Consider the following 22,608-nt stretch of genomic DNA (forward strand, 5'->3'; position numbering starts at 1 on the left):
GGAGCGACGCATCAGGCCAAAGGGGCTCTGGCGCGCTGCTCCATGACGCGCTTCACTCCTGCCCCATGAGACGACTGCTTCTCTCGCTGTGCGCCGCGGCCACCGGACTGTTGCTGGGCGTGAGCCCGGCGACGGCCGCGGCGCCGCCGACCGAGTTCGGCACCGACTGGCACGACCCGGTCACCGCCGCCCCGCCGACAGCCACCCCGGACACCAGGTCCTGCAAGGTGACCGTCGCCGACACGGAGTTCCGCGACTACACGCCCTACAGAAGCACGTACACACCGCCCAAGCGCTGCGGCGACCGTTGGAACAAGGTGGTCCTTCGGCTCGAAGGAGCCGTCGGCGGACGGCAATTCGACCGCCTGGGCTACCTGCACATCGGTGGCGTCGAAGTCCTGCGTACGTCGACGCCCGAGCCGTCGCCCAAGGGCATCACCTGGAACGTGGAAAAGGACGTCACCCGCTACGCCGCCACGCTGCGTGGCGAGCAGCCCGTCGAGATGCTCATCGGCAACACCGTGGACGGTACGTACACCGGCGTCATCAAGGTCAAGGTGACGCTGACGTTCTACGCCGCCGAAGGGCCGGTGAAAGCGGCGTCCACCCCGGACAAGGTCCTCACCCTGGACGGGGCCCACAGTGTGGGCGCGGCGTACGAAGGCCGGCTGACCACGCCGCGCAACAGCGAGAAGATCGTGGCCGAGGTCTACGCGACAGGCTCGGGCGGCGGCTGTGAGGAGTTCTGGTACCTCACCGTGCCCGACTCGGCGCCGTACTCGTGCAAGGCCAAGGACGGCCCCTATCGCGAGGTCCAGGTCGCGGTGGACGGCCGTCTGGCGGGAATCGCCGCGCCGTTCCCGACCGTATGGACCGGAGGCTGGTCGAATCCCTTCCTGTGGTACGTCATACCAGGTCCGCGCGCCTTCGACGTGCGGCCGATCGAGTACGACCTCACGCCCTTCGCCGGGCAGCTGAACGACGGCAAGCCGCACCGGATCACGGTCTCCGTCGCCGGACTGCCCGAGGGGCAGAGCGGCTGGAGCACGCCCACCAACATCCTGGTCTGGCAGGACGCCAAGTCGTCCGGGCTCACCGGCGCGTTGACCACTCATGTTGCGGGTGACCCCCGCAACACCACCGCCTACGAACCCGGTACCGAGCGTCACCTGCGAGCCGACGGCGGGCATTCCCTGACCGTCGCGGGCTATCTCGACACCTCGCACGGCCGTGTGACGACGACCGTCACACGGAACATCACGGGCAACTCCGACCACCGCTGGAACGAGAACGAGACGACGGACGCGCTTCAGGCGCGCTGGAACGACGACGAGGCGGTCACCGTCGCCGGGCGTGGCCCCGCCGCTGTCACCCGCACCCACCGGACGTACACCATGGACGGGGCGACGACGGTCTCGGCGGCAGACCGTCTGCGGACCGTGATGACGATGGGGGACCGGTCGGACAGCGTCACTGTGCGTGCGGGCAGGCGCCTCGACTGGTCGAGCTTCGACGACACCTACAAGGGTGATGCCGCGTACAACCAGAACGTGCCACGCGACCAGCGGCACGCGACCGGTGTCTCGCGTGAGCGGTACCGCCTCGACGGCCCCGGCAGTTGTTACGACCGGACGCTGGCGACGGCCCAGGGCGAGCTGACGGAGGACCGGCAGCGCTGCTGACCGGCGCGGCCGGACGGGCTCCAGGGGTTGCCGCCCCCGGAGCCCTCCGCCCGACGGCCCGCCCCCTTCGTCAGCAGCGCTGGTCCGGGCCGTTCAACAGCTCGGTCAGCAGACTGCCGAGCAGCTCACGCTGCTCGGTGGAGAGCGGGGCGAGGATGTCCTCGACGGCGGCCCGCCGTGCGGCACGCAGCGCGCGCAGGGTGGAGCGGCCGTGATCGGTGAGCTCGATCCGGATGACCCGCCGGTTGGTGGGGTCCGGTACCCGGCGCACCGAGTCGTTCTCCTCCAGGGCGTCGACCAGCGTGGTCACGGCGCGCGGCACGACCTCGAGCCGCTGGGCGAGGTCCGTCATGCGTGGTGGCTCCTCGTAGTGCGCGACGGTGCGGAGCAGCCGGGCCTGGGCGGGTGTGATGCCGACCGGGTCCAGATAGAGCTTCTGCGCCCGGTGGAGCCTGCGGGTGAGGCGCAGCAGCTGTTCGGCGAGCTGGCCGGACGAATCGGGGACGGTCATGATCCCCAGATTACAGGACTCAGTGCATTGTGAGTACAGGTAACAATGAGCTATGCTCGCTACGCGGTCGGATCTCCATCGCCGACCTTGCGGGCCGGCGCGCCGCCGGCCCCGTCCATGCCTCTCTTCCGCACACTCTTCGCGATCAGAGAACTAGGAGCCCATGCGTCACGACGAATCCGACTGGACACCCCCGCCCGCAGATCCGGAACAACCCGCGCAAGTGCGCAGGATCCTCCGGCTATTCCGCCCCTATCGCGGCAGACTCGCCCTCGTCGGGCTGCTCGTCGCCGCCTCCTCGCTGGTCTCGGTCGCCTCGCCGTTCCTCTTGCGCGAGGTCCTCGACGTAGCCATCCCGCAAGGCCGTACGGGCCTTCTCAGCCTGCTGGCGCTCGGCATGATCGCGGCCGCGGTCGTGAACAGCGTCCTCGGTGTGTCGCAGACGCTGATCTCCACCACGGTCGGTCAGCGGGTGATGCACGATCTGCGCACCTCGGTCTACGACCGGCTCCAGCGCATGCCGCTCGCCTTCTTCACCCGGACCCGCACTGGTGAGGTGCAGTCCCGCATCGCCAACGACATCGGCGGCATGCAGGCCACCGTGACCTCGACCGCCACCTCGCTGGTCTCCAATCTCACCAGCGTCGTCGCCACAGTGGTGGCGATGCTGGCCCTGGACTGGCGGCTCACCGTGGTCTCGCTGCTCCTGCTCCCGGTCTTCGTGTGGATCAGCCGCCGTGTCGGCCGTGAGCGAAAGAAGATCACCTCTCAGCGGCAGAAGCAGATGGCCGCCATGGCGGCCATGGTCACCGAGTCGCTGTCGGTGAGCGGCATCCTCCTCGGCCGCACCATGGGCCGCTCCGACTCCCTCACGCGGGCGTTCTCCCAGGAGTCCGAACGGCTCGTCGGGCTCGAGGTCCGCGCGAACATGGCCGGGCGCTGGAGGATGTCCACCATCGGCGTCGTCATGGCGGCCATGCCCGCCGTCGTCTACTGGGCGGCCGGCATCGCGCTGCAGGCGGGCGGCCCGGACATCTCCCTCGGCACGCTGGTCGCCTTCGTCTCTCTCCAACAGGCCTTGTTCCGGCCCGCGGTCAGCCTGCTGACCACCGGTGTGCAGATCCAGACCTCCCTCGCTCTCTTCCAGCGGATCTTCGAATACCTCGACCTGCCGGTGGACATCGCCGAGCCGGAGAAGCCCGTGCGGCTGGAGAAGGTAAGTGGTGAAGTCCGCTTCGAGGACGTCACGTTCTCCTATGAGGCGCAGGGCTCCGGCGAGCCCCCGAGGGAGGCGCTCAGCGGCATCGAGCTGGCTGTTCCGGCCGGTGGCAGCCTCGCCGTCGTCGGCCCGACGGGGTCGGGCAAGAGCACCCTCAGCTATCTGGTGCCCCGGCTGTACGACGTCGTCGGTGGCCGGGTCCTTCTGGACGGAGTCGACGTCCGTGACCTCGATTTCGACACCCTCGCCCGCGCGGTCGGCGTGGTCTCGCAAGAGACGTATCTCTTCCATGCCTCTGTCGCCGACAATCTGCGGTTCGCCAAACCGGACGCCACGGACGAGGAGATCGTGGCGGCGGCCAGGACCGCGCAGATCCACGAGCACATCGCCTCCCTGCCCGACGGCTATGACACCCTTGTCGGAGAGCGTGGTTACCGCTTCTCCGGAGGCGAGAAACAGCGGCTGGCCATCGCCCGCACGATCCTGCGCGATCCGCCCGTCCTCATCCTGGACGAAGCCACCAGTGCCCTGGACACCCGCACGGAGCACGCGGTGCAGCAAGCCATCGACGCACTCTCCGCGGGCCGTACGACGATCACCATCGCACACCGACTCTCCACGGTCCGCGACGCCGATCAGATCGTCGTCCTCGACCGGGGCCGAATCGCCGAACGCGGCACCCATCAGGAACTCCTCGCGGATGACGGGCATTACGCCGCACTCGTCCGCCGCGACGCCCGCCTCACAGCGAGCGTCTGAGGCGCCGAGCAGGCCGATCACAGAGAGTCGAGATCCACGGCCGCCGCCATGGCCCGGTAGCCCGCGTCGTTGGGGTGCTTGAAGTCGCCGCAGTCGTAGGCAGGAAGGAGCACCTCAGGGTCATCGGGCGAAGCGAGCGCCTTGTCGAAGTCGGCCACCGCGTCGTACTCACCGGACGCACGGATCCATTCGTTGAGCGCGATGCGCTTGGCCTCGGCCCGCGGAGTGTGGTACTCGGAGCCCTTGAAGGGGAGGACGGTCGCTCCGACGACCTTGATGCCGCGGCCGTGAGCCTTGGCTATCAGCTCGCGGTAGGCGACGATCAGCTCCGAAACCGTCACATCGGGGTTGGGCTTGTACGTCTCCAGGTCGACTTCGCTGAAGCCGATGTCATTGAGGCCGGCGAAAATGATCACCGAGCGGACGCCGGGCTTGTCGAGCACATCGCGCTCGAAGCGGCTCACCGCCCGGTCGCCGTACCAGGCCGAGTCATGAAGGACGAGATTGCCGCCGATGCCCGCGTTGATGACGGCCCATGGCCTACCGGCGGCGGACAGCCGCTCGGCGAGTCGGTCGGGATAGCGGCAGTTGGCCCCCACAGTGGAGCCGAAGCCATCGGTGATGGAGTCCCCGAAGGCGACCACCGTGCTGTGCTGCTCCTCGCCTTCCGACAGCTCGACGTCGGAGAGGTAGTACCAGGAGTGGGTGTGCTTCGTGAAACCGTCGCCTTCGACGTCGGTCGTGCGGTCTCCGGCAGCGAGGTAGCTGTTCGCATAGGCCTGTGCGTGGAAAGTCGCGGGACCGGTGGGAGAGTCGAAGTACAGCGTCACAGTCAGCGAATCGAATCGCCGCACCGTCAGCTCCGCCGCATCGGTGACGACCTCTCCGCCTGCTGGGACGGTCACTGCCGTCAGGCCGTCGAAGGTCACTTCCCGCACTGTCCCCGGGCGGACTGCGGCACCTTCGCCGGCCAGCGCGAGGCTCACCGCGGACACCACCAACGGCTCGTTGCCGAAACGGTTCGACAGCCTGATCCGGACAGCGGTGCCGCTTCCGGTGACCCGCACCGTCTGGCGTACCGACTGCCGGGCGAAGCCCGACTCCGCCCAGTTCTCCTCGAATCCGGAACTCGGCCGCTGCACCGGAGCCGACCATCCGGCGGACCATGACAGTGCCGCGTCCCGTCGCGCCGTAGTCTCGGCAACCGGTGCCGCCGCCGAATGCTGTTCCTGAACTGCCATGGTCAAGGCCCTTGTCTCTTGGATGTGTGCTGCCGACGAAGAGCCTGCCGTCCCCAGGCTGTGGCACCCAGCCCCTTGTGCCGCGTACGACGCCCATGCGTACCACTGACAGGGTCACCCTGCGAGAAGGTTCTTCGGGCGGGTGTGCGAGATCGATGTCGAGGGGATTCAATGGATCATGACGCAATCCGAGTCCCTGCCTGTCGACGGTGGCGGAGCTGCCGATGCCCCGAACCCGGCGAAGGCAACGGGTGTCCGTTCCCCCTCCTCCCTTCGCCAACTCGCCGCCGCTTCGGTTGGTAATGCCGCCGAGTGGTACGACTGGTACGCCTACTCGTTCCTCGCGACCTACTTCGCCGACCAGGTTTTCCCCAAGGGCTCCGGGAATTCCCTGGTGCCCCTGCTGTCCAGTTTCGCCGTCTTCGCCGTCGGCTTTTTCATGCGCCCGGTCGGAGGGCTCCTGATGGGGGTCGTCGCCGACCGCCGCGGCCGGCGAGCCGCGCTCACCGTCACCATCCTGCTGATGGGAGGCGGCAGCCTGTTGGTGGCGCTCACGCCCACCTACGCCTCCGTGGGCGTCCTCGCTCCTGTGGTGCTCGTCGTTGCCCGACTGGTCCAAGGTCTGTCCGTCGGCGGGGAATTCGCGGCCTCGACGACCTTCCTCATCGAATCGGCGAGCCCGGGCCGCAGAGGGCTGTTCTCCAGCTTCCAATACGTGTCCACGACCATCGGGCAACTCCTCGCCTCAGGAAGCGCGGCCCTCCTGGCACACCTCCTCACGGAGGAGCAAATGGGAGACTGGGGCTGGCGTGTTCCTTTTCTTCTCGGGGCCCTCATCAGCCTCGTCGGTTTCTGGATCCGGCAAGGAGCACGCGAGACCCACGAGGCGGTGCGACGGACAGGCGCGCGGCCCACGCTCTTCGAAGGGGTGCGCCGCTACCCTCGTCAGTCCCTGCTGATCTGCGGGATCACCGCGGGCGGCACTCTTGCCTACTACACCTGGACCACCTATCTGCCGACGTACGCTCAGGTGAACGCCAACTTCGGCAAAGGCGACGCACTGCTCGCCGGGACAATCTCCCTGGCTTTCTTCGCCGTACTCCAGCCGCTCGGCGGTCTGCTGTCGGACCGCGTGGGGCGTAAGCCTCTGCTGATCGGCTTCGCGCTGGGATTCGCCGCTCTCGCGGTTCCTCTGCTGCACGCGATCGACGAGTCCTTCACCTCGCTGCTGTTGGTGCAGTGCGCCGGGATGGTGTTGCTCACGGGATACACCTCCGTTGCCGCGGCGGTGAACGCCGAGGTGTTCCCGGCACGCGTACGGGCCGCCGGAATCGGCTTTCCCTATTCCCTGACCGTCGCGCTCTTCGGCGGCACGGCACCCTATGTCGGCACCTGGTTCAAGCAGTCGGGCAATCCGGGTGCCTTCCCTTGGTACGTCGCCGGGCTGTGCCTGATCTCCGCCTGCGTCTATCTGGTGCTTCCGGAGACCGCGAAACGCCCGCTGGATCGCTAAGGCACGCCGGGCTCCGGGAATTCCGCGCGGATCGCGGCTGTATGGGCGCCGAGCGCCGGCACCGCGCCCATCGCCGCCTCCCTGCCACCCACCTCGACCGGCGGAAGCAGGCCGCGCAACGGACCCGCTGGCGAGTCGAATCCGCGCCACCGGTCGCGCGCCGTCAACTGAGGGTGAGCGGCGAATTCGGCGACTGTCCGCAGCCGCGCATGGGCGATTCCCGCTCCTTCGAGGAGGGCAAGAACCTCATCCGCCGTATGCGGGCGGAACTGTTTCTCGATCAAGGCTGTCAGATCGTCGTCGTGCGCCCGCCGCAGAGGATTGTCCGCGAAACGGGGGTCACGGATCAACGCGGCCTGCCCGAGCACACCTTCGCACAAGGAAACCCACTCGCGGTCGTTCTGCACACTGAGAAACACCCGAGCGCCGTCCCCGCAACGGTAGTGACCATAAGGGGAGATGGTCGGGTGCCGGGCGCCGTTCCTGGAGACGGGCGGGCCGTCGTACGCCTCGGTGAAATACGGATGCCCCATCCACTCCGCGAGAGCGTCGAAGAGCGAGACCGACAGCTGCGACCCCTCTCCGGTGCGCTCGCGTTCGTACAGTGCGCTCAGTATTCCCGTATAGGCGTACATGCCACCTGCGATGTCAGCGATGGAAATACCCGGCCGGGCCGGTGAGTCGGGATCGCCGGTGATCGAAACCAGTCCGGTCTCGCACTGCACGAGCAGGTCGTAGGCCTTCTTGTCCCGGTACGGCCCCGAGGTGCCGTAGCCGGAGACATCGCAGGTGATCAGGCGCGGGTGCCGGGCGCGCAACTCCCCGCTGCCGAAGCCGAGCCGCTCGGCGGCGCCGGGGCCGAGGTTCTGTATGAAGACATCGGCGCGGGCGAGCACGCGGTCCAGCAAGGAGCGGTCCGAGGCCGCCTTGAGGTCGAGGACGAGACTCTCCTTGCCCCGATTGACCCAGACGAAATAGGCCGAAAGCCCCTTGACACTGCGATCGTAGTCGCGGGCGAAATCTCCATGGCCCGGTCGCTCGACCTTGATCACGCGCGCGCCCAGATCTGCGAGCTGACGGGTGGCGAAGGGCGCGGCCACGGCCTGTTCGAGAGCGACGACGGTGATGCCGTGCAGGGGAAGTGTCAACTCGACTCCTTGCTTGGATTATATGACCGGCCCTGTGGACAGTCCGTCACGCTCCGATCGCTCCGTGCATAGCCTCGCGTCATGGACTTCGAAGAGCAGCACAGTGTCGGTGAGTTCCACGGGCGTTCAGGGGGCGGGCCGCAGCCGGTAGGAGTAGCTGTACTGGCGGTCGGCGTGCAGCAGATGGCGCTCCAGCGGCGCCGCCCCCCAGGAGTCGTTGCCGCCCACTCCCATCTGCCGGTGATTGACGCCCAGGAATGTCTCGCCGCGTGGCTCGAGCTCGTGAGGGTGGCGGGGCCCGTCCGCGTCGAAGGGTGTCCAAGGCAGGGCGCTGATCTCCAACAACCCCGCTGCACCCCCTGGTTCGGCCAGCACGGTAAGCCCGCTCCCGTCCCGCCCTGTGAGCGAGACACTGCGCACGTCCGTCACATTGCCGCTCTCCTGCGGACGGGCGTATGGCATGGTGGGCCTGTCCAAGAGGCGGTCGTAGCGGCCGACGAAGGACCCGGTGAACCGGTCCTGATAGTTCTCCTGCGGCCCCCGTCCGTACCAGCTGAGCGCCCGATAGGCGGCCGGTACGGTCAACAGGGCACCCACCAGTGGCAGGTCCGGGAGGCCCTGGCCGGGAAGCAGGGTATGGCGTACGTGCATCTCGCCGTCCCCGCGCACGGTGAAGACGGTCGTCCAATGGGACACGGCGGGAGCCGTCGGAAGGGTCGCCGTGACGCTGAGGACGACCTCTCCGGACGCGGTCCGTGCGACCTCGACCCCGGTGACAGTGCGATTGGCGCCCGCATCGCGCCAGGTGCGCGACGTGACCTGGACGCCCCGCCCGATGTCATTGTCGGTCGGCGCGCGCCAGAAGTTGGGTACGGGTCCGCCGGACAAGAGCGGTCGGCCGCCGTAGCGGTAGGTGGTGAGCGTTCCGGTGGACCTGTCCAGGACCAGATCGAGTTCCGGACCCGTGACGGTGACGGTCTGCGCGGTCCGCGCGACGGAGAGGGCCTGAACGGGAGCGGGGCTGACGTGGGAGGGTGCCGGGGTGCCCCAGGGCAGGGCGAATTGCTCGGAGGCGACGACATGGCCCGCCGTGGCCCAGGATGTTGCGGTGCGGAGGGCGAAGGAGACGTTCAACCAGTACTCGGCGTCGGGCGCCGGTTGCTGCGGTGGCTTCAACGGCAGCTGTACGGCCGCGATTTCACCTGGTCCGGCTTGTGGCGGGGCAAGGGTGCCGTGCTGGACACGGACCCCGTCGCAGGTGACCTCCCACAGCAGCTCGTATCCCCGGAGGTCGGTGAAGAGCTGACGGTTGTCGACCCGCACGACTCCGTTGCCGAGATCCCCGGCGGACATGCGCAGCGACTGATAGACCTTCTTGACCTCCTGAAGAGCGGGCCGTGGGGCGCGGTCGGCGTCGACGAGGCCGTTGCAGCAGAAGTTGCCGTCCGACGGGTGCCCAGGCTTCCAGTCACCGCCGTAGGAAAGGTAGTTGCCCTTGAGGCCGCCGGGGAGGGGGAGCCTGACGGCCTGATCGGCGAAGTCCCAGATGAACCCGCCATGCAGCAAGGGATGGGCGTCGATGACGTCCCAGTACTCCTTGAGATTCCCCGTGCTGTTGCCCATCGAGTGGGCGTACTCGCACAAGATGTATGGCTTGGTTCCGCCGGACTTCCCGTAGGCCTCGACGGCGTCGGGCGTGGCATACATCCGAGACTCGATGTCCGCGACCTCGTTCATGCCCTCGTAGTGCACGGGACGGGACGGATCACGATCGTGCACCCAGTCGGCCATGGCCTGGAAGGTGTCGCCCCGGCCGGCCTCGTTGCCCAGCGACCAGACCACGACACAGGGGTGGTTCTTGTCCCGCTCGACGAGACTGCGGACCCGGTCGAGGCAGGCGGCCGCCCACTCGGGACGGCTCGTCGGCACCGTCTCCCGTACGTCATGCGTCTCCAGGTTGGCCTCGTCGATCACATAGAGGCCGTATGCGTCGCACAGTTCGAGCCAGCGCGGATGATTGGGGTAATGGGAGGTACGGACGGCGTTGATGTTGTGCTGCTTCATGATGCGGATGTCCTGCACCATGCGGTGCAGGGGTACCGCTTGCCCGTGATCCGGATCGGATTCGTGCCGGTTCACCCCGCGGAAGACGAGCGGTTTTCCGTTGATCGTGAGTTCGCCCCGCGCGCAGGAGACGGCACGGAAACCGACGCGAGTGCGCTGGACTTCGAGAATGCGGCCCTCCGCATCGGCCAGCTCGACCGTGACGTCGTAGAGGTTCGGCGCCTCGGCGGACCACAGCGACGGCCGTGGGACGTGGGCACCGATCTCGATCACCGCTTCCCCGGTGGCGGCGTCGAACCGAGCGGTGCCGGTACGGGAGAGGACACGGGCACCCTCCGCGTCGTGCAGGCCGACACGGACGAGATGGTCGGCCGGAGTGGCTGTCGACCCGGCCCGCAGGGTCACCTGCGCCACCAGCTCGGCGTCGCGGAAGTCGGCGTCGAGTTCGGTGCGGACGAAGAGGTCGTGCACATGGACCTGAGGCACGGAGAGGAGGTGGACATCGCGGAAGATCCCGGACAGGTCGATCATGTCCTGGTCCTCCAGCCAACTGCCGTTGGACCAGCGGTAGACCTCGACCGCCAGCGTGTTCTCCTCCGCGCCCCGGTCCGTCCGCAGATAGGGGCTGAGGTCGAACTCGGCAGGGGAGTAACTGTCCTCGCTGTAGCCGACGGGCTCGCCGTTCACCCAGATGAAGAACGCGGACTTGACGCCCTGGAAGGAGATCAGGATCCGGCGCCCGTGCCACTCGTCGGGGACGGTGAAGGTGCGCCGGTAGGAACCGACCGGGTTGAAGCCGGTCGGCGCGTGCGGGGGTGTGGGCTGCTCGTATCCGGTCCAGGGGTAGCGGACGTTGAAATAGGTCGGCTCGGGGTAGCCCTGCATCTCCCAGTTGCCGGGTACCGCGATGCGGTCCCAGCCGGTGTCGTCGAAATCGGGGGGCCAGAAGTCCAGGGGACGTTCCGCCGGGTTCCTGGACCAGGCGAAGCGCCACTCGCCGTTGAGCGAGCGGTAGTACGGCGAGTCGGCGGGCCCGGAGGAGAGGGCGGACCGCACATCGGCGAAGGGGACGAGCGGGCTACGGGCGGATTCCCGGTTCATCTGGAAAACCTCGGGGGAAGCACCGGTGACGACGGTGGCGCGGGGGTCCGGTCGTGGTGCGCGCATGCGTCAACTCCGAACGTCGAAGGGGTACGCGGAGGTGGGCCGAGGATCTCCCGCCACGAGGATCACTTCCAACGTGCGTGGACCGTGAACTCCTTCGACCCGGTCCAGCTCGATGTCGCTGGTCGCGGAAGGGCCCGAGATCCAGGTCAGCGGACGGTCCGGCGCCAGGCGGAGGAGGGCCTGGGGCACGGAGTCCACGACCTGGTCCGCGATCCGCACCACGCACAGGTGGTGGTCGGGTACGAGCGAGATGCTGCGGCGCCCCTGGTCCGGGCCCGCGTCGAGGACGACTGTGCCGGTCTCGGCGATGGCCAGCGCACAGCCTGTGACGACGCTGTCGATCGCGTCCAGTTCGCCCGGCGACAGCGCGGCGGATGCGGAGTCGGTCACGATGTCCACCGGTGCCTCGGCGAGCCAACGGTCCGGCAGCCCGGTCGGCACGACCACGCGCCGTGCGCCCCGGGCGGCCAGCAGACGCGAAAGGAGCACGGGCAGACCGGCCTCGTCCGAGCGGTGCACGAGGGCGCGGTAGTCCGTCAGGTTCCGGGCGAGCAGATCGACGGACTCGATGGGGGTGTGCTGCCCGTGCGTGGACAGATAGTCGCGTGCCACGGGGTGACCTTCCGGGAGCTCGTCGTGCGGCACGTCCGCCAGCGCGCGCCGCACGCGTCCCAGGATCCGTTCCCTGCTCGCGGCGGTGTTCATGTCGCGTCCCCTCGCGTACGGGCCCACCAGTCCCGGAAGGATTCAGCCGGTACGTCGGGCAGCTCCCGGGTGTCCGTCCAGGCCCGGCCCGGGCCGGGAAGCCGTCCGGGGAGGAGCCCGCGGGTACGGGACAGGAGCCGCTGGCCGTGGCGCAGCGCACCCGGGTGGTCGAACGTCCAGCGGGCGGCCCGCATCATGGCGCGCTCGGCCCGGTGTCTCCTGGCCGGCTTGATGACGGTCCGTGTTCCGCGCAGGGTCACCACGCCTCCTTCCACGACCCGCTCACGCAGATGGACCAGGACCTCCGGGATGTCGATGGCGACCGGGCACACCTCGAAACAGGCGCCGCACAGCGACGAGGCATACGGAAGGGACTCCTCCAGTGGGGAGGCGAGACCGCGCAGCTGGGGGGTGAGGATCGCGCCGATCGGGCCTGGGTACGGCGAGCCGTACGCATGGCCCCCGGCCCGCTCGTACACGGGACAGACGTTCAGGCAGGCCGAGCAGCGGATGCAGCGCAGTGCCTGGCGGCCGACCTGGTCCGCGAGGGTGTCCGTGCGGCCGTTGTCGAGCAGCACAAGATGGAAGAAGCGCGGGCCGTCGCCGTCGGTGGTGCCTGTCCACATCGACGTGTACGGGTTCATCCGCTCCGCCGTCGAGGAGCGGGGCAGGGTCTGGAGGAAGACCTCCAGATCCCGCCACGTCGGCACGACCTTCTCGATACCGACGACCGAGATCAGCGTCTCCGGGAGGGTCAGACACATCCGGCCGTTGCCCTCGGACTCGACGATCACCAAGGTGCCGGTCTCGGCGACCATGAAGTTCGCCCCGGAGACACCGACCTTGGCGCGCAGGAACTTCTCCCGCAGATGCAGCCGTGCCGCCTCGGCGAGATCGGCCGACCGGTCGCTCAGTCCCTCGGGTGCCGGGCGCCCCCAGTTCGCCATGCGGTCGCGGAAGATATCGCGGATCTCACCGCGGTTGCGGTGGATCGCGGGGACCAGGATGTGCGAGGGGAGGTCGTCACCGAGCTGGACGATCAGTTCGGCGAGGTCGGTCTCGTAGGCGTGGATCCCGGCCCGCTCCAGAGCCTCGTTGAGACCGATCTCCTGGGTGGTCATCGACTTGACCTTCACGACTTCGGTCTCACCGGTGGCCCGCACCAGCTCCGTGACGATGCGATTCGCCTCCGCGGCGTCGGCCGCCCAGTGCACCCTGCCGCCCGCGCGGGTCACGGACTCCTCCAACTGCACGAGGTAGTGGTCGAGATGGCGCAAGGTCCGGTCCTTGATCGCGGCTCCTGCGCTGCGCAGCCGGTCCCAGTCGGCCAATTCAGCGACCGCCTGGGCACGTTTCGCACGGATGGTGTGTGTCGCGTGGCGGAGGTTGGAGCGCAGCCGGCTGTCACGGGTCGAGACGGCCGCGGCCTGAGGGAAGGCCGGCATGCCCAGATAGGTGGCGCTGTGAGGCCGGCCCAGGGAACCGCCGTCGGCCTGGTCCGACGGCCCCGTCGCACTGCCCACGTGACGACCCTTGCGACCGCTGCTCACCGGAGGTCGCCCTCCTCGCCGGCGAGTACCTCCGCGATATGGACGGGACGCACGGCCGAACCTTCACGGGAGAGGATGCCACCGATGTGCATCAGACAGGAGTTGTCGACCGCGCACACAGCCTGCGCGCCGGTCGCTGTGGCGGCGCGTGCCTTGTCGCTGCCCATCGCGGCGGACACGGCGGGGTTCTTCACCGCGAAGGTGCCGCCGAAACCACAGCATTCCTCCGCTCCCGCCAACTCCCGTAGTTCGAGCCCCTTCACCTGCTCCAGCAGGCGTCGGGGGCGGTCGCCGAGGCCCAGGACCCGAAGTCCATGGCACGTGGGGTGGTAGGTGACGGTATGCGGGAAGTACGCGCCGACGTCCGTCACACCGAGGACATCCACGAGGAATTCCGTCAGCTCATAGGTTTTGGCCACCGCGGCGGCCGCCACCTCGGACAGTTCGTCGCCCCGCCCCTCGGCGGCGGCCTTCGCGGCGAGCCGGGGGTAGTTGTCACGGACCATGGCGGCGCAGGAACCCGACGGGGTGACCACGTAGTCATGGTCGCGGAAGGCGGCGCCGTAACGGAGCATCAGCGGCTCGGTCTCGTGGCGGTATCCCGTGTTGAAGAGCGGCTGACCGCAGCAGCTCTGTTCCATGGGGAAGTCGACCCGCACACCGAGCCGTTCCAGCAGGGTGACGACCGCCTGGCCCGTACGCGGGTAGAGCGTGTCATTGACACAGGTGACGAACAGCCCTACGCGCATGTTCCCCTCCCGGCCGTCGGCCTGATCATCCGGCGCCTCATACTGCCGCAGCGGGCGACCGCTGTGAAGGACCGGCTTGCATCGGGCGACCGTCCGGATCCGCGGTCACCACAGGCGCCGTGGATGGGTCGGCGGCGGGGTTTGCCGACATTCCGCTTGAATGTGGGGCATGGCTGATACCACCTTCACTTCCCGCACGATCGGCATCACGACCGGTTCCACGCAGACCGTGTACGACCTCACGGAGGAGTGCGCCGCCTTCCTGCGCGAGGTCGCTCCGGGGCGCGATGGACTGCTGAATGTCTTTACACCGCACGCGACCGCGGGTCTGGCCGTCATCGAGACCGGCTCGGGCAGCGACCACGATCTGCTGGCGGCCCTCGGTGACCTTCTTCCCGCCGATGACCGCTGGCGGCACCGTCACGGCACCCCCGGGCACGGCCGGGACCACGTCCTGCCCGCACTGGTCCCGCCGCACGCCACGCTGCCCGTGGTCGACGGTGAACTGGAACTGGGGACCTGGCAGTCGGTCGTCCTGGTGGATACGAACGTGGACAACCCGGACCGGAAGGTCCGCCTGTCCTTCCTCGGCTGACAGCGGCTGACAGCAACTGATCGCGCTCGGCGGCGGTCGATCGCGGTCGGCAGGGCTCGCCGCGCTCGCCGGATCCGACGCCCCGCGCAGCCCCCGTGCCCTCACAACAATGGCCCTACCAGGCGATCCTGGTAGGGCCTTGGCGCATGGCCGGAAGGCTCATCCGCAGTCGCTCACCGGGGCACTCAGTCCTGCTGGGCCGACTCCGGGAGCTGGCGCAGCTTGACGCTGGTCTTGGTCCGGTAGGCCCAGTCCAGCATCTTCACCGCGTCCGGGTAGCGGTCGGCGGCGTCGTTGAGGATGACGCCCACCACGGTCCGTCCGTCACGCTTGGCGGCGAACACCAGGCACGGACCGGCCGCGGTTCCGGTGCCGGTCTTGATGCCGATCGCGCCCTTGTACGAGCCGAGCAGCTTGTTCGTGTTGTCCCAGTAGTAGGTCCGCTTGACGTTCGCGGCCGTCTGCTGGGTGCCGGTCGTCTTCACGACCGTGCTGAACGTGCTGTTGTCGATCGCGTGCCGGGCGAGCTGCGCCGAGTCGCGGGGCGTCGTGTAGTTGGCCCCGGACGGCGATATGCCGTCGAAGGAGTCGTACTTCGTGTTCTTCATGCCGAGGTCGGACGCCTTCTTGTTCATCTTGGCGATGAACGAGCGCGTGCGCTCCGCCTCGGTGCTGCCGCTGCCGAACGTGTCGGCAAGGGCGTACGCCGCGTCGCACCCCGAGGGCAGCAGCAGGCCGTACAGCAGCTGCCGCACGGTCATCTTGTCGCCCGTGCGCAGATCGGCGGTGCTCGCGCCGTTCCGCGCCACGTAGTCGCGGTAGGACTGCTTGATGGTGACCTTCTTGTTGAGGTCGACCCCGCGTGTGTCCAGAACGACCGTCGCGGTCATCACCTTGGTGGTGCTGGCCATCTGCCGCTTGGTGTCGGCATCCTTGCTCCACAGCTGGCGGTTGCTGCCGCTGTCGAGCAGGAACGCACCCTTGGCGCCGGCCACCGACGGGCCGCTCGCGGCCTCCGCGGTCGTCGCCGGGAGCGCGACGGCGACCGCCGCGGCCGACGCGATCAGAGCCGCGCCCCACCGGCGTGCCGGTCTTTCCCCACATCGCTCCATACATGCCTCTGTTTCTCGCGTGTTGAGTAGAGCGAGCAGATAATCGCACCTACTTCTTCACGGTGAGAAACGGGGCCGGGCTTTCGTCGGGGACGGCCCGTTCACGCGCCGCGCTGAGCCGCCGCCGCGTGACCCACCGCGTCCACCAGCGGCACCACGCGATACGGCACCCGCTCGCGCAGCACGACCTCCGTGCGCGTGCGCACCACACCCGGGAACTGGACCAGTTGCTGGATGACATCCTCCAGATGCCCGGCATCCCGTGCGACGACCCGCGCCATCAGGTCACCCCCGCCGGTTATCGAGAACGCCTCGATGATCTCCGGTACGTCCGCGAGCGCGGTGGCGACCGTGTCCAGATGCCCCTGGGTGACCTCGATATGGACGAAGGCCAGCACGGGGTGGCCGAGCGCGGCGGGGGACAGGCGCGGGCCGGTGGCGGTGATCACACCGTCGCGCTCCAACCGGTCGAGCCGCGCCTGGAGCGTGCCGCGCGCGATGCCCAGCACGCGCGCGTATTCCCGCACGCTCGTACGCGGCTGCTCCAGCAGCAGCCGCAGGATCTTCGCGTCCAGCGTGTCCACGGCCATCGGCCGACGACCTCCCTGTGGTCGTGCTTCCTGGCCGGTAACAGTACCAATGGCCCAGCCTCACACGACGTCAAGTGCCGGGCCGGTCATCGAGGTCAGGACATTCCGGGCCGGCGGATCACGCCCCGGCCAGCGGTGAACGCGGGCTGCTCAGCACCGGCGCGGCCAACTCGGAGAGCGCCTTCTCCAGGTCGTGCAGATGCGCCAGGGCGCGCTCGGCGCCCGGGTGGTGCTGCGGCGCGGAGGCGCCGAACTCGACCGCGGGGGCGGGTGCCTCCGGGGCCGGCAGCAGAGCGTGCAGCGCGGTCTCGACCCGCTGGCAGGCGGCGGTCAGCCGGGCGTCGTGCGACGCGTCCGGGTCGGCGGCCACCGCCGCGAGGCCGCGTGCCTGGTGGACGCAGTCGTCGAGGAACAGCATGACCTGCCGGGCGCGCTGCTTACGGGCCCGGAGCGGGCTGAGCGGGTGCAGCAGCGGTGCGAGGGAAGCGCGCACCTTGGCGAGGAGGAGTTCGAGCTCGGCGACGTGCGGCGTGGGGTCGGCCGAGGCGTCGCCGGCCAGTCGGCGCGCCGATTCCGCCGTGCAGTGGCGTACGGCCAGCAGAGCGCGTCGGATCCAGGCGTCGGTGGAGGCGTGCGTGGTGATGGGCAGGATCACGACGACGGCGATCGCGGCCCCGAAGGCCCCCACGAGGGTCTGCTCGAAGCGCAGCGCCAGCAGACCGGGGTGGAGCACGCCCAGCAGTCCGTACAGCAGGCTGGCCATGACGGTGACGAAGAACATCATCCAGCTGTACGAAAGCGGGGCGGTGTAGAAGATCCCGAAGACGCAGACGGCGACGAGCGCGGCGGTGGGCGCGGGCGCGCCGTCCAGGGGCACGGCGACGAGCAGCCCCATGCTGATGCCCGCCAGGGTGCCGACGACGCGCCGGAAGCCGCGGACCAGGGTCTCGCCCCGCGAGGTGGTGTTGACGAAGATCCACCAGGCGGTGCCGACCGCCCAGTACCAGCGCTCGTCCGAGACGAGCTGTCCGACGCCCAGGGCGAGCGCGCAGGCGAAGGTGTTCTGGAGCGCCTGCCGGGTGGTGGGGCGGGCGAGCCCGCGGGCTGTCAGGGGAGCCGGCCCCGCGGGCGGAGGAGTGCGGCGCTCGATGCACCACAGGCCGAAGCGGACGAGACCGGCGACGGCCACGGACAGGGCCACGGCCGTGCAGAGCCGAGGGAGCTGGGAGGGGACGGCGTGCAGGAACTGGGCCATGAAGAAGGTCATGAACCCGAAGGTCCCCAGGGCGTGACCGCGCGGGCCCCAGCGGCGGGCGTACACCCCGGCGCACACCACGGCGAGGAACGCGGCGTCGCGCATCAGCGGGTGTCCGTGCAGCACCGTCGCCAGGGCGAGGACGGGGAAACCCACGACGGGCAGCAGCGCGGTGGTGACGGCCTGCCCGCCGACCTCGGTGTCGGCGACCGTGAAGAGCGCGAGCAGCGCGGCGAGGCCGCCGGCGACGGCCGCGGTGAGCGAGTGCGTGGCCAGCTCGGAGACGGCCACGGCCGACCCGATGCCCAGGACGGCCCGGGCCGAGATGCGCAGCCGCAGCCGACCCGGGTCCGGAGCGACGAACATCCTCTTCAGCAACTCTTCCGGCTCCCTCTGCGCACAAAACAAAAAGGCGCCGCGAGATCCGCAGCGCCATCGACAGGATCATCAAAGCATCCGGGGGCCCGCTGGCTCAAGAGAAGACGTGAAGACTGTGCCATTGGTACAGCGCTGTGAGCATGGCCTGCGCCACGGAGGACCAACGGACCAGGCCTGACCTGGGGCTTGTCGGTGCCTCCGTGTAGCGTCGGGCGCACAGAGTGGTTCGGTGGGGGAGGGGCGGCACGGTGATCAGCAGCGAGCAGCACAGCCGACGGGGACGGTTCGCATACGTCGGCTCGTTCACGGAGGCGGGCGGGCCGGGCCTGACAGCTGCCGAGGTCGACGCCCGCACGGGCGCGCTCACACCGGTACACGCGACCGACGCCGTGGCCAACCCGTCCTTCCTCACGCTCTCCCCCGGAGCGGATGTGCTCTACGCGGTGAGCGAGACCGACGAGGGCGCCGCCGCGGCCTTCTCCCTGGCCGACCCCGCCCGGCCCGAGCCGCTCGGCGCGCCCGTCCCCGTGCGCGGTGAGGCGCCCACGCACCTCGTCTTCGCCGGTACGCACCTGTTCACCGCCAACTACGGTTCGGGCAGCGTCAGCGCCCTGCCGGTCCGCAGGGGCGGAGTGCTCGGCGCGCCGTCCGCCGTCCTGCCGCACCGGGGCTCGGGCCCGGTGGCCGGCCGGCAGCAGGGTCCGCACGCGCACGCCGTCGTGCCCGACCCCTCCGGGCGCCTGCTGCTCGCCGTGGACCTCGGCACGGACTCCGTGTGGGTCTACGCCCTCGACCCGGCGACAGGTCTGCCGCGCCCGCACCACGAGGTGCGCCTCCGGCCCGGGACCGGTCCCCGTCACCTGGTCTTCCACCCGCGGGGCGACCGGGCGTACGTCCTCAACGAGCTGGAGCCGACCGTCACCGTGTGCCGCTGGGACGCGACGGAGGGCTCCCTGGAGCCGACCGGCGAGACGCGTGTCCTCCTGCCGGGCACAGGCACCGCCACCTACCCGTCGGAGCCCGTCGTCTCCGCGGACGGGCGGTTCCTGTGGGTCGCCAACCGCGGGCACGACAGCATCACCACCCTCGCCCTCGACCCGTCCGGCGACATCCTCGGGATCCGCGCCTCCACCCCCTGCGGGGGCCACTGGCCGCGCGACCTGACCCTGCACCCCGGGGGCCGCCACCTCTACGCCGCCAATGAGCGATCGGGCGACGTCACCTGGTTCACGATCGACCCCGACACGGGCATACCGAGCCCCGCGGGCTCGCTCGCCGTGCCCGCCGCGTCCTGCGTGATCTTCTCCTGAAACGGCCGGAGGGGCTCCCGCGGTGCGGAAGCCCCTCTCCGGGCGCCGGTCGGCTCCGGCTGCGGTCTTCTACGGCTGTATCGCCGGGTGTGCGGCACGTGACGGCAGCGTTCGCCCTGCCGGGCACGTGCGTTTGAGGATCCGTACGGGTGCGGATCCGTACGGGTGCGGATCCGTACGGGACGAAGCGTCAGCGGACCGGTGCGCCCTGGAGCGACGGCTGCGTCGACAGACCCAGCACGGCCGCGTACTTGGCCAGGGCCAGCTTGCCGATCGCCGGGTAGGCGCCCAGCGGCTCGGCCGCGGCACAGGACACCTCGCGCGCGGCCTCGGCCGCGAGCCCCTCGGCCACCTCGGGGCCGATGATGCACGGGGCGAGCGCCAGGTTCCGGGAGCCGGACGAGCGCAGCTGCTCCGCTGCCCGGGCGATGGCGCCCTCTTCGTCCAGCGCCGCCGCCAGCACGGGCACGGCGAGACGTGCCGACAGCAGCATGCCGGTGATGCCCGCCGCCTGCACGGCCTCCTCGCCGCCGACGGTCGCCAGGATGATGCCGTCCGCCGCGGTTGCAACTGTGAACAGTCGTGCGCGGTCGGCGCGGGCCAGCCCGGCCTCCGAGAGGCGCACGTGCAGGGCCTCGGCGAGCAGCGGATGGGGGCCCAGCGTGTCGGTGAGCTCGGTGACGGAACCGCTGTTCATCACCGCTTGGCGTATCCGGCGCAGGAGCGCGCTGTCCGGGCCCGCCAGCAGCGGCACGGCCACGGCCGTGGGATAGCGGTCCCAGGAATCGGCTCCGTCCGCCTGGGGGCCGCCCTGGGCTTCGCCGGCGCGAGCGGCCCGCTGGGCGGACGCGTGGGCCAGGACCGACTCCAGCGACGGATAGCCGACATCGCCGCCGTCGGCGTCCACATAGCCGACGCGCGCGTCGAGCCCGGGAAGCTCGGAGCGGGCGATGCTGAGGGTCTCCTCGGCGAGCCGGCGGGTGGCGAGGTCGGGCGTCCCCGGTACGGCGAGGACGAGCGGCGGCGCGCCCGTCGGCGCGGCCGCGGGTTCCGGCCGCCGGTGCCGTCCGGGCTGGCGGGGACGCGGCATTCGTACAGGCAGGCCAGGCGCGGGCCCTGTGGGGGAGCTCATGGCGCCGCATGTTAGCCGTTCATCGCACCGGACCGTTCGGGCGGGGGCGTTTCAGAGCCGTCTGTCCGGATTTATTCGTCCAGACATACGGTCCACGCAGAGTCGTTCAGCAAATGATACGCAACATCGCGGGGTCCGTGGGCAATCGCAGACTGTCCGTCATCAAGGCTCCTGCCACGCGCAATGCGCCGTCGAGCGGCGTGCCCGCGGCGTCGACGAGTTGCGCATGGGGCAGTTGCGATTGCAATTCTTCGTGCAGTGGTGCGAGCAGCGGGTCACCCATGCGAAACAGTCCGCCCGTGAGTGCGACTTCATACGTCACATCCGTCGCCCGCGGCTCCGCCGTTCCTGCTGGCGGGCAGGCCATTCGGCCGGATTCCGGCCGGTCGCTCGGGCAGACCGCGGCGGCGGCCCCGGCGATGTGCCGGGCCGCCTCGCGAAGGATCCGGGCGGCGACGGGATCGGCCGGAGCGCACCGGGCGACCTCCGGTGCGAACGAGGCGAGCACGGCGGGCCGGTCCGGTCGGGGGTACAGCGCGGCGGGCAGATCCGCTGCCGGACCGAAGACGGCGGTCGCCCGGGCCAGCAAGGCGCTCGACCCGCCGGCCCGCCCGTCGTACGCGCGCAGCGCCGCTTCGAGCCCGGCGCGGCCGATCCACGCGCCGCCGCCGCTGTCGCCGAGCAGATGCCCCCAGCCGTCCGCGCGGCGCCAACCGCCTTGCGGGGTCAGGTCGGTGCCGAGCGCGACCATTCCGGTGCCCGCGGCCACCACGGCCCCCGGACGCTGCCCGAGCGCGCCCGTGTACGCGGTGACCGCGTCCGAGGCGAGCGCGAGGCGGCGTACCCCGAGGGCCCCGCGCAGCGCGTCGGGCAGTACGGCGCGGAGGTCCGCCCCCAGGGCGACCATTCCGGCGGCGCCCACGCAGGCGGCTTCGCAGTGCTCCGCACCGGTGCGGGCGAGCAGGTCCCTGGCGGCGGGCAGGACGAGGTCGAGGAGGCGTCGGGCGTCGACCCCCGCCGGGGCCGGGGAGGTCCAGGTCAGCGGCGAGCCCGTGCCGTCCGCGGGAGCCACGGCGATCCGGATCCCCGAACCGCCCGAGTCGATCCCCAGGACATGGCCCGCCGTCGTCGTCACCGGCCCGGCCGGATCACGGAAGCTGCCAGTCCACCGGGGCCGCCCCCTGGCGGACCAGCAGCTCGTTGGCCCGGCTGAACGGCCGGGAACCGAAGAAGCCGCGATCGGCCGACATGGGGGAGGGGTGCGCGGACTCGACGGACGGCACGCTGCCCAGCAGCGGCCGCAGATTGCGCGCGTCACGGCCCCACAAGATCGCCACCAGCGGGCCGCCGCGGGCGACGAGCGCACGGATCGCCTGCTCGGTGACCTCCTCCCAGCCCTTGCCCCGATGCGCCGCGGGCTTGCGCGGGGCGGTGGTCAGGGCCCTGTTGAGCAGCAGGACGCCCTGCCGGGTCCACGGCGTGAGGTCGCCGTTGGACGGGCGGGGCAGGCCCAGGTCGGTGTGCAGCTCGCGGTATATGTTCTCCAGGCTGCCGGGCAGCGGTCGCACCTCGGGTGCGACCGAGAAGCTCAGGCCCACGGCATGGCCGGGTGTCGGATAGGGGTCCTGACCGACGATCAGCACCCTTACGTCGTCGAAGGGTTGCTGGAAGGCGCGCAGTACATTCGCGCCGGAGGGCAGGTACGTACGGCCCGCGGCGATCTCGGCGCGCAGGAAGTCGCCCATCGAGGCGATGCGCCCGGCCACCGGTTCCAGTGCCTTGGCCCAGCCAGGTTCGACGATCTCGTTCAAAGGTCGTGCAGCCACGGGGCGTCACTCTACTGGCTCAGTGCGTGCTCGTACGAACGCGTCCGGCTCGTGGACGGGTTCCGGCCGTGCCCGGTGTCCCCCGAACGGGTGGGCGTCGCA

General features: G+C 69.9%; 18 protein-coding genes. 5 read left to right on the forward strand and 13 right to left on the reverse strand.

All coding sequences use genetic code 11. From position 1 onward, the window contains the following. Nucleotides 1-65: 65 nt before the first annotated feature. Complete coding sequence (locus DXZ73_RS35335) at nt 66-1,682, forward strand: peptide-N4-asparagine amidase (RefSeq protein ID WP_116215004.1); 1,617 nt, start codon at nt 66-68, stop codon at nt 1,680-1,682. 70 nt (nt 1,683-1,752) lie between these two features. On the opposite strand, the gene DXZ73_RS35340 is transcribed toward DXZ73_RS35335, so the two are convergent. Further along, entirely contained in the window at nt 1,753-2,193 is a 441-nt protein-coding gene (locus DXZ73_RS35340) for a MarR family winged helix-turn-helix transcriptional regulator (RefSeq protein WP_116215005.1), read from the reverse strand. Nucleotides 2,194-2,356: 163 nt separating this feature from the next. Between DXZ73_RS35340 and DXZ73_RS35345 the strand changes: the two genes are divergently transcribed. After that, nucleotides 2,357-4,171, forward strand: a complete 1,815-nt coding sequence (locus DXZ73_RS35345; protein WP_116215006.1) for an ABC transporter ATP-binding protein — start codon at nt 2,357-2,359, stop codon at nt 4,169-4,171. 17 nt (nt 4,172-4,188) lie between these two features. Here the strand turns inward: DXZ73_RS35345 and DXZ73_RS35350 are convergent, their stop codons facing one another. Continuing rightward, nucleotides 4,189-5,313, reverse strand: coding sequence for an SGNH/GDSL hydrolase family protein (locus tag DXZ73_RS35350; RefSeq protein WP_240351636.1), 1,125 nt, complete (start codon nt 5,311-5,313; stop codon nt 4,189-4,191). A gap of 277 nt (nt 5,314-5,590) precedes the next feature. On the opposite strand from DXZ73_RS35350, the gene DXZ73_RS35355 reads away from it, so the two are divergent. Beyond that, a complete protein-coding gene (locus DXZ73_RS35355) occupies nt 5,591-6,925 on the forward strand; it encodes an MFS transporter (RefSeq protein ID WP_116216089.1) in 1,335 nt (444 codons plus the stop codon). On the opposite strand, the gene DXZ73_RS35360 is transcribed toward DXZ73_RS35355, so the two are convergent. The 5 genes from DXZ73_RS35360 to DXZ73_RS35380 all read right to left on the reverse strand — a co-directional run bounded on the left by DXZ73_RS35360 (nt 6,922) and on the right by DXZ73_RS35380 (nt 14,308). Beyond that, nucleotides 6,922-8,073 carry a CaiB/BaiF CoA transferase family protein gene (locus DXZ73_RS35360; protein WP_116215008.1) on the reverse strand — a complete coding sequence of 384 codons (1,152 nt, stop codon included), beginning with the start codon at nt 8,071-8,073 and terminating at the stop codon, nt 6,922-6,924. The two genes, DXZ73_RS35355 and DXZ73_RS35360, sit on opposite strands and share 4 nt — an antisense overlap. Nucleotides 8,074-8,199: 126 nt before the next feature. Beyond that, a complete protein-coding gene (locus DXZ73_RS35365; protein WP_116215009.1) occupies nt 8,200-11,304 on the reverse strand; it encodes a glycoside hydrolase family 2 TIM barrel-domain containing protein in 3,105 nt (1,034 codons plus the stop codon). Nucleotides 11,305-11,307: 3 nt separating this feature from the next. Beyond that, a complete protein-coding gene (locus DXZ73_RS35370; RefSeq protein WP_116215010.1) occupies nt 11,308-12,009 on the reverse strand; it encodes a LutC/YkgG family protein in 702 nt (233 codons plus the stop codon). Then, nucleotides 12,006-13,454, reverse strand: a complete 1,449-nt coding sequence (locus tag DXZ73_RS35375) for a lactate utilization protein B (RefSeq protein WP_116216090.1) — start codon at nt 13,452-13,454, stop codon at nt 12,006-12,008. Before DXZ73_RS35375 ends, DXZ73_RS35370 begins: the two co-directional genes overlap by 4 nt. A 101-nt stretch (nt 13,455-13,555) precedes the next feature. Continuing rightward, nucleotides 13,556-14,308 carry a (Fe-S)-binding protein gene (locus tag DXZ73_RS35380; protein ID WP_116215011.1) on the reverse strand — a complete coding sequence of 251 codons (753 nt, stop codon included), beginning with the start codon at nt 14,306-14,308 and terminating at the stop codon, nt 13,556-13,558. Between the two features lie 169 nt (nt 14,309-14,477). On the opposite strand from DXZ73_RS35380, the gene DXZ73_RS35385 reads away from it, so the two are divergent. After that, the gene (locus DXZ73_RS35385) at nt 14,478-14,903 is read left to right on the forward strand and encodes a YjbQ family protein (protein WP_116215012.1); all 426 of its coding nucleotides are present in this window, start codon (nt 14,478-14,480) and stop codon (nt 14,901-14,903) included. Between the two features lie 185 nt (nt 14,904-15,088). Here DXZ73_RS35385 and DXZ73_RS35390 read toward each other — a convergent pair whose 3' ends face one another. The 3 genes from DXZ73_RS35390 to DXZ73_RS35400 all read right to left on the reverse strand — a co-directional run bounded on the left by DXZ73_RS35390 (nt 15,089) and on the right by DXZ73_RS35400 (nt 18,226). Further along, nucleotides 15,089-16,015: a D-alanyl-D-alanine carboxypeptidase family protein gene (locus tag DXZ73_RS35390; protein WP_116215013.1), complete on the reverse strand. Its 927-nt coding sequence runs from the start codon at nt 16,013-16,015 to the stop codon at nt 15,089-15,091. Nucleotides 16,016-16,116: 101 nt separating this feature from the next. Continuing rightward, a complete protein-coding gene (locus DXZ73_RS35395) occupies nt 16,117-16,605 on the reverse strand; it encodes an Lrp/AsnC family transcriptional regulator (protein WP_116215014.1) in 489 nt (162 codons plus the stop codon). A gap of 118 nt (nt 16,606-16,723) precedes the next feature. Beyond that, nucleotides 16,724-18,226: an FUSC family protein gene (locus tag DXZ73_RS35400; protein ID WP_116215015.1), complete on the reverse strand. Its 1,503-nt coding sequence runs from the start codon at nt 18,224-18,226 to the stop codon at nt 16,724-16,726. A gap of 263 nt (nt 18,227-18,489) precedes the next feature. Here DXZ73_RS35400 and DXZ73_RS35405 point away from each other — a divergent pair, with 263 nt between their 5' ends. After that, nucleotides 18,490-19,548 carry a lactonase family protein gene (locus DXZ73_RS35405; protein ID WP_116216091.1) on the forward strand — a complete coding sequence of 353 codons (1,059 nt, stop codon included), beginning with the start codon at nt 18,490-18,492 and terminating at the stop codon, nt 19,546-19,548. Between the two features lie 190 nt (nt 19,549-19,738). Here DXZ73_RS35405 and DXZ73_RS35410 read toward each other — a convergent pair whose 3' ends face one another. From DXZ73_RS35410 to DXZ73_RS35420, 3 genes are all read right to left on the reverse strand, one after another. After that, nucleotides 19,739-20,680, reverse strand: coding sequence for a sirohydrochlorin chelatase (locus DXZ73_RS35410; protein ID WP_116215016.1), 942 nt, complete (start codon nt 20,678-20,680; stop codon nt 19,739-19,741). Nucleotides 20,681-20,786: 106 nt separating this feature from the next. Further along, nucleotides 20,787-21,815, reverse strand: coding sequence for an N-acetylglucosamine kinase (locus tag DXZ73_RS35415; RefSeq protein ID WP_116215017.1), 1,029 nt, complete (start codon nt 21,813-21,815; stop codon nt 20,787-20,789). A gap of 13 nt (nt 21,816-21,828) precedes the next feature. Next, a complete protein-coding gene (locus DXZ73_RS35420; RefSeq protein WP_116215018.1) occupies nt 21,829-22,506 on the reverse strand; it encodes a uracil-DNA glycosylase in 678 nt (225 codons plus the stop codon). Nucleotides 22,507-22,608 lie beyond the last annotated feature (102 nt).

The organism is Streptoverticillium olivoreticuli subsp. olivoreticuli (assembly GCF_003391135.1).
Classification (GTDB): domain Bacteria; phylum Actinomycetota; class Actinomycetes; order Streptomycetales; family Streptomycetaceae; genus Streptomyces; species Streptomyces blastmyceticus.

What these genes read in the sequence shown, in the direction of transcription:
- DXZ73_RS35400 (WP_116215015.1), bottom strand. Translation starts at nt 18,226, where the DNA reads ATGTTCGTCGCTCCGGACCCGGGTCGGCTGCGGCTGCGCATCTCGGCC.
- DXZ73_RS35375 (WP_116216090.1), bottom strand. Translation starts at nt 13,454, where the DNA reads ATGCCGGCCTTCCCTCAGGCCGCGGCCGTCTCGACCCGTGACAGCCGG.
- DXZ73_RS35345 (WP_116215006.1), top strand. Translation starts at nt 2,357, where the DNA reads ATGCGTCACGACGAATCCGACTGGACACCCCCGCCCGCAGATCCGGAA.
- DXZ73_RS35355 (WP_116216089.1), top strand. Translation starts at nt 5,591, where the DNA reads ATGACGCAATCCGAGTCCCTGCCTGTCGACGGTGGCGGAGCTGCCGAT.
- DXZ73_RS35390 (WP_116215013.1), bottom strand. Translation starts at nt 16,015, where the DNA reads ATGGAGCGATGTGGGGAAAGACCGGCACGCCGGTGGGGCGCGGCTCTG.
- DXZ73_RS35335 (WP_116215004.1), top strand. Translation starts at nt 66, where the DNA reads ATGAGACGACTGCTTCTCTCGCTGTGCGCCGCGGCCACCGGACTGTTG.
- DXZ73_RS35410 (WP_116215016.1), bottom strand. Translation starts at nt 20,680, where the DNA reads ATGAGCTCCCCCACAGGGCCCGCGCCTGGCCTGCCTGTACGAATGCCG.
- DXZ73_RS35395 (WP_116215014.1), bottom strand. Translation starts at nt 16,605, where the DNA reads ATGGCCGTGGACACGCTGGACGCGAAGATCCTGCGGCTGCTGCTGGAG.
- DXZ73_RS35380 (WP_116215011.1), bottom strand. Translation starts at nt 14,308, where the DNA reads ATGCGCGTAGGGCTGTTCGTCACCTGTGTCAATGACACGCTCTACCCG.
- DXZ73_RS35365 (WP_116215009.1), bottom strand. Translation starts at nt 11,304, where the DNA reads ATGCGCGCACCACGACCGGACCCCCGCGCCACCGTCGTCACCGGTGCT.
- DXZ73_RS35370 (WP_116215010.1), bottom strand. Translation starts at nt 12,009, where the DNA reads ATGAACACCGCCGCGAGCAGGGAACGGATCCTGGGACGCGTGCGGCGC.
- DXZ73_RS35385 (WP_116215012.1), top strand. Translation starts at nt 14,478, where the DNA reads ATGGCTGATACCACCTTCACTTCCCGCACGATCGGCATCACGACCGGT.
- DXZ73_RS35340 (WP_116215005.1), bottom strand. Translation starts at nt 2,193, where the DNA reads ATGACCGTCCCCGATTCGTCCGGCCAGCTCGCCGAACAGCTGCTGCGC.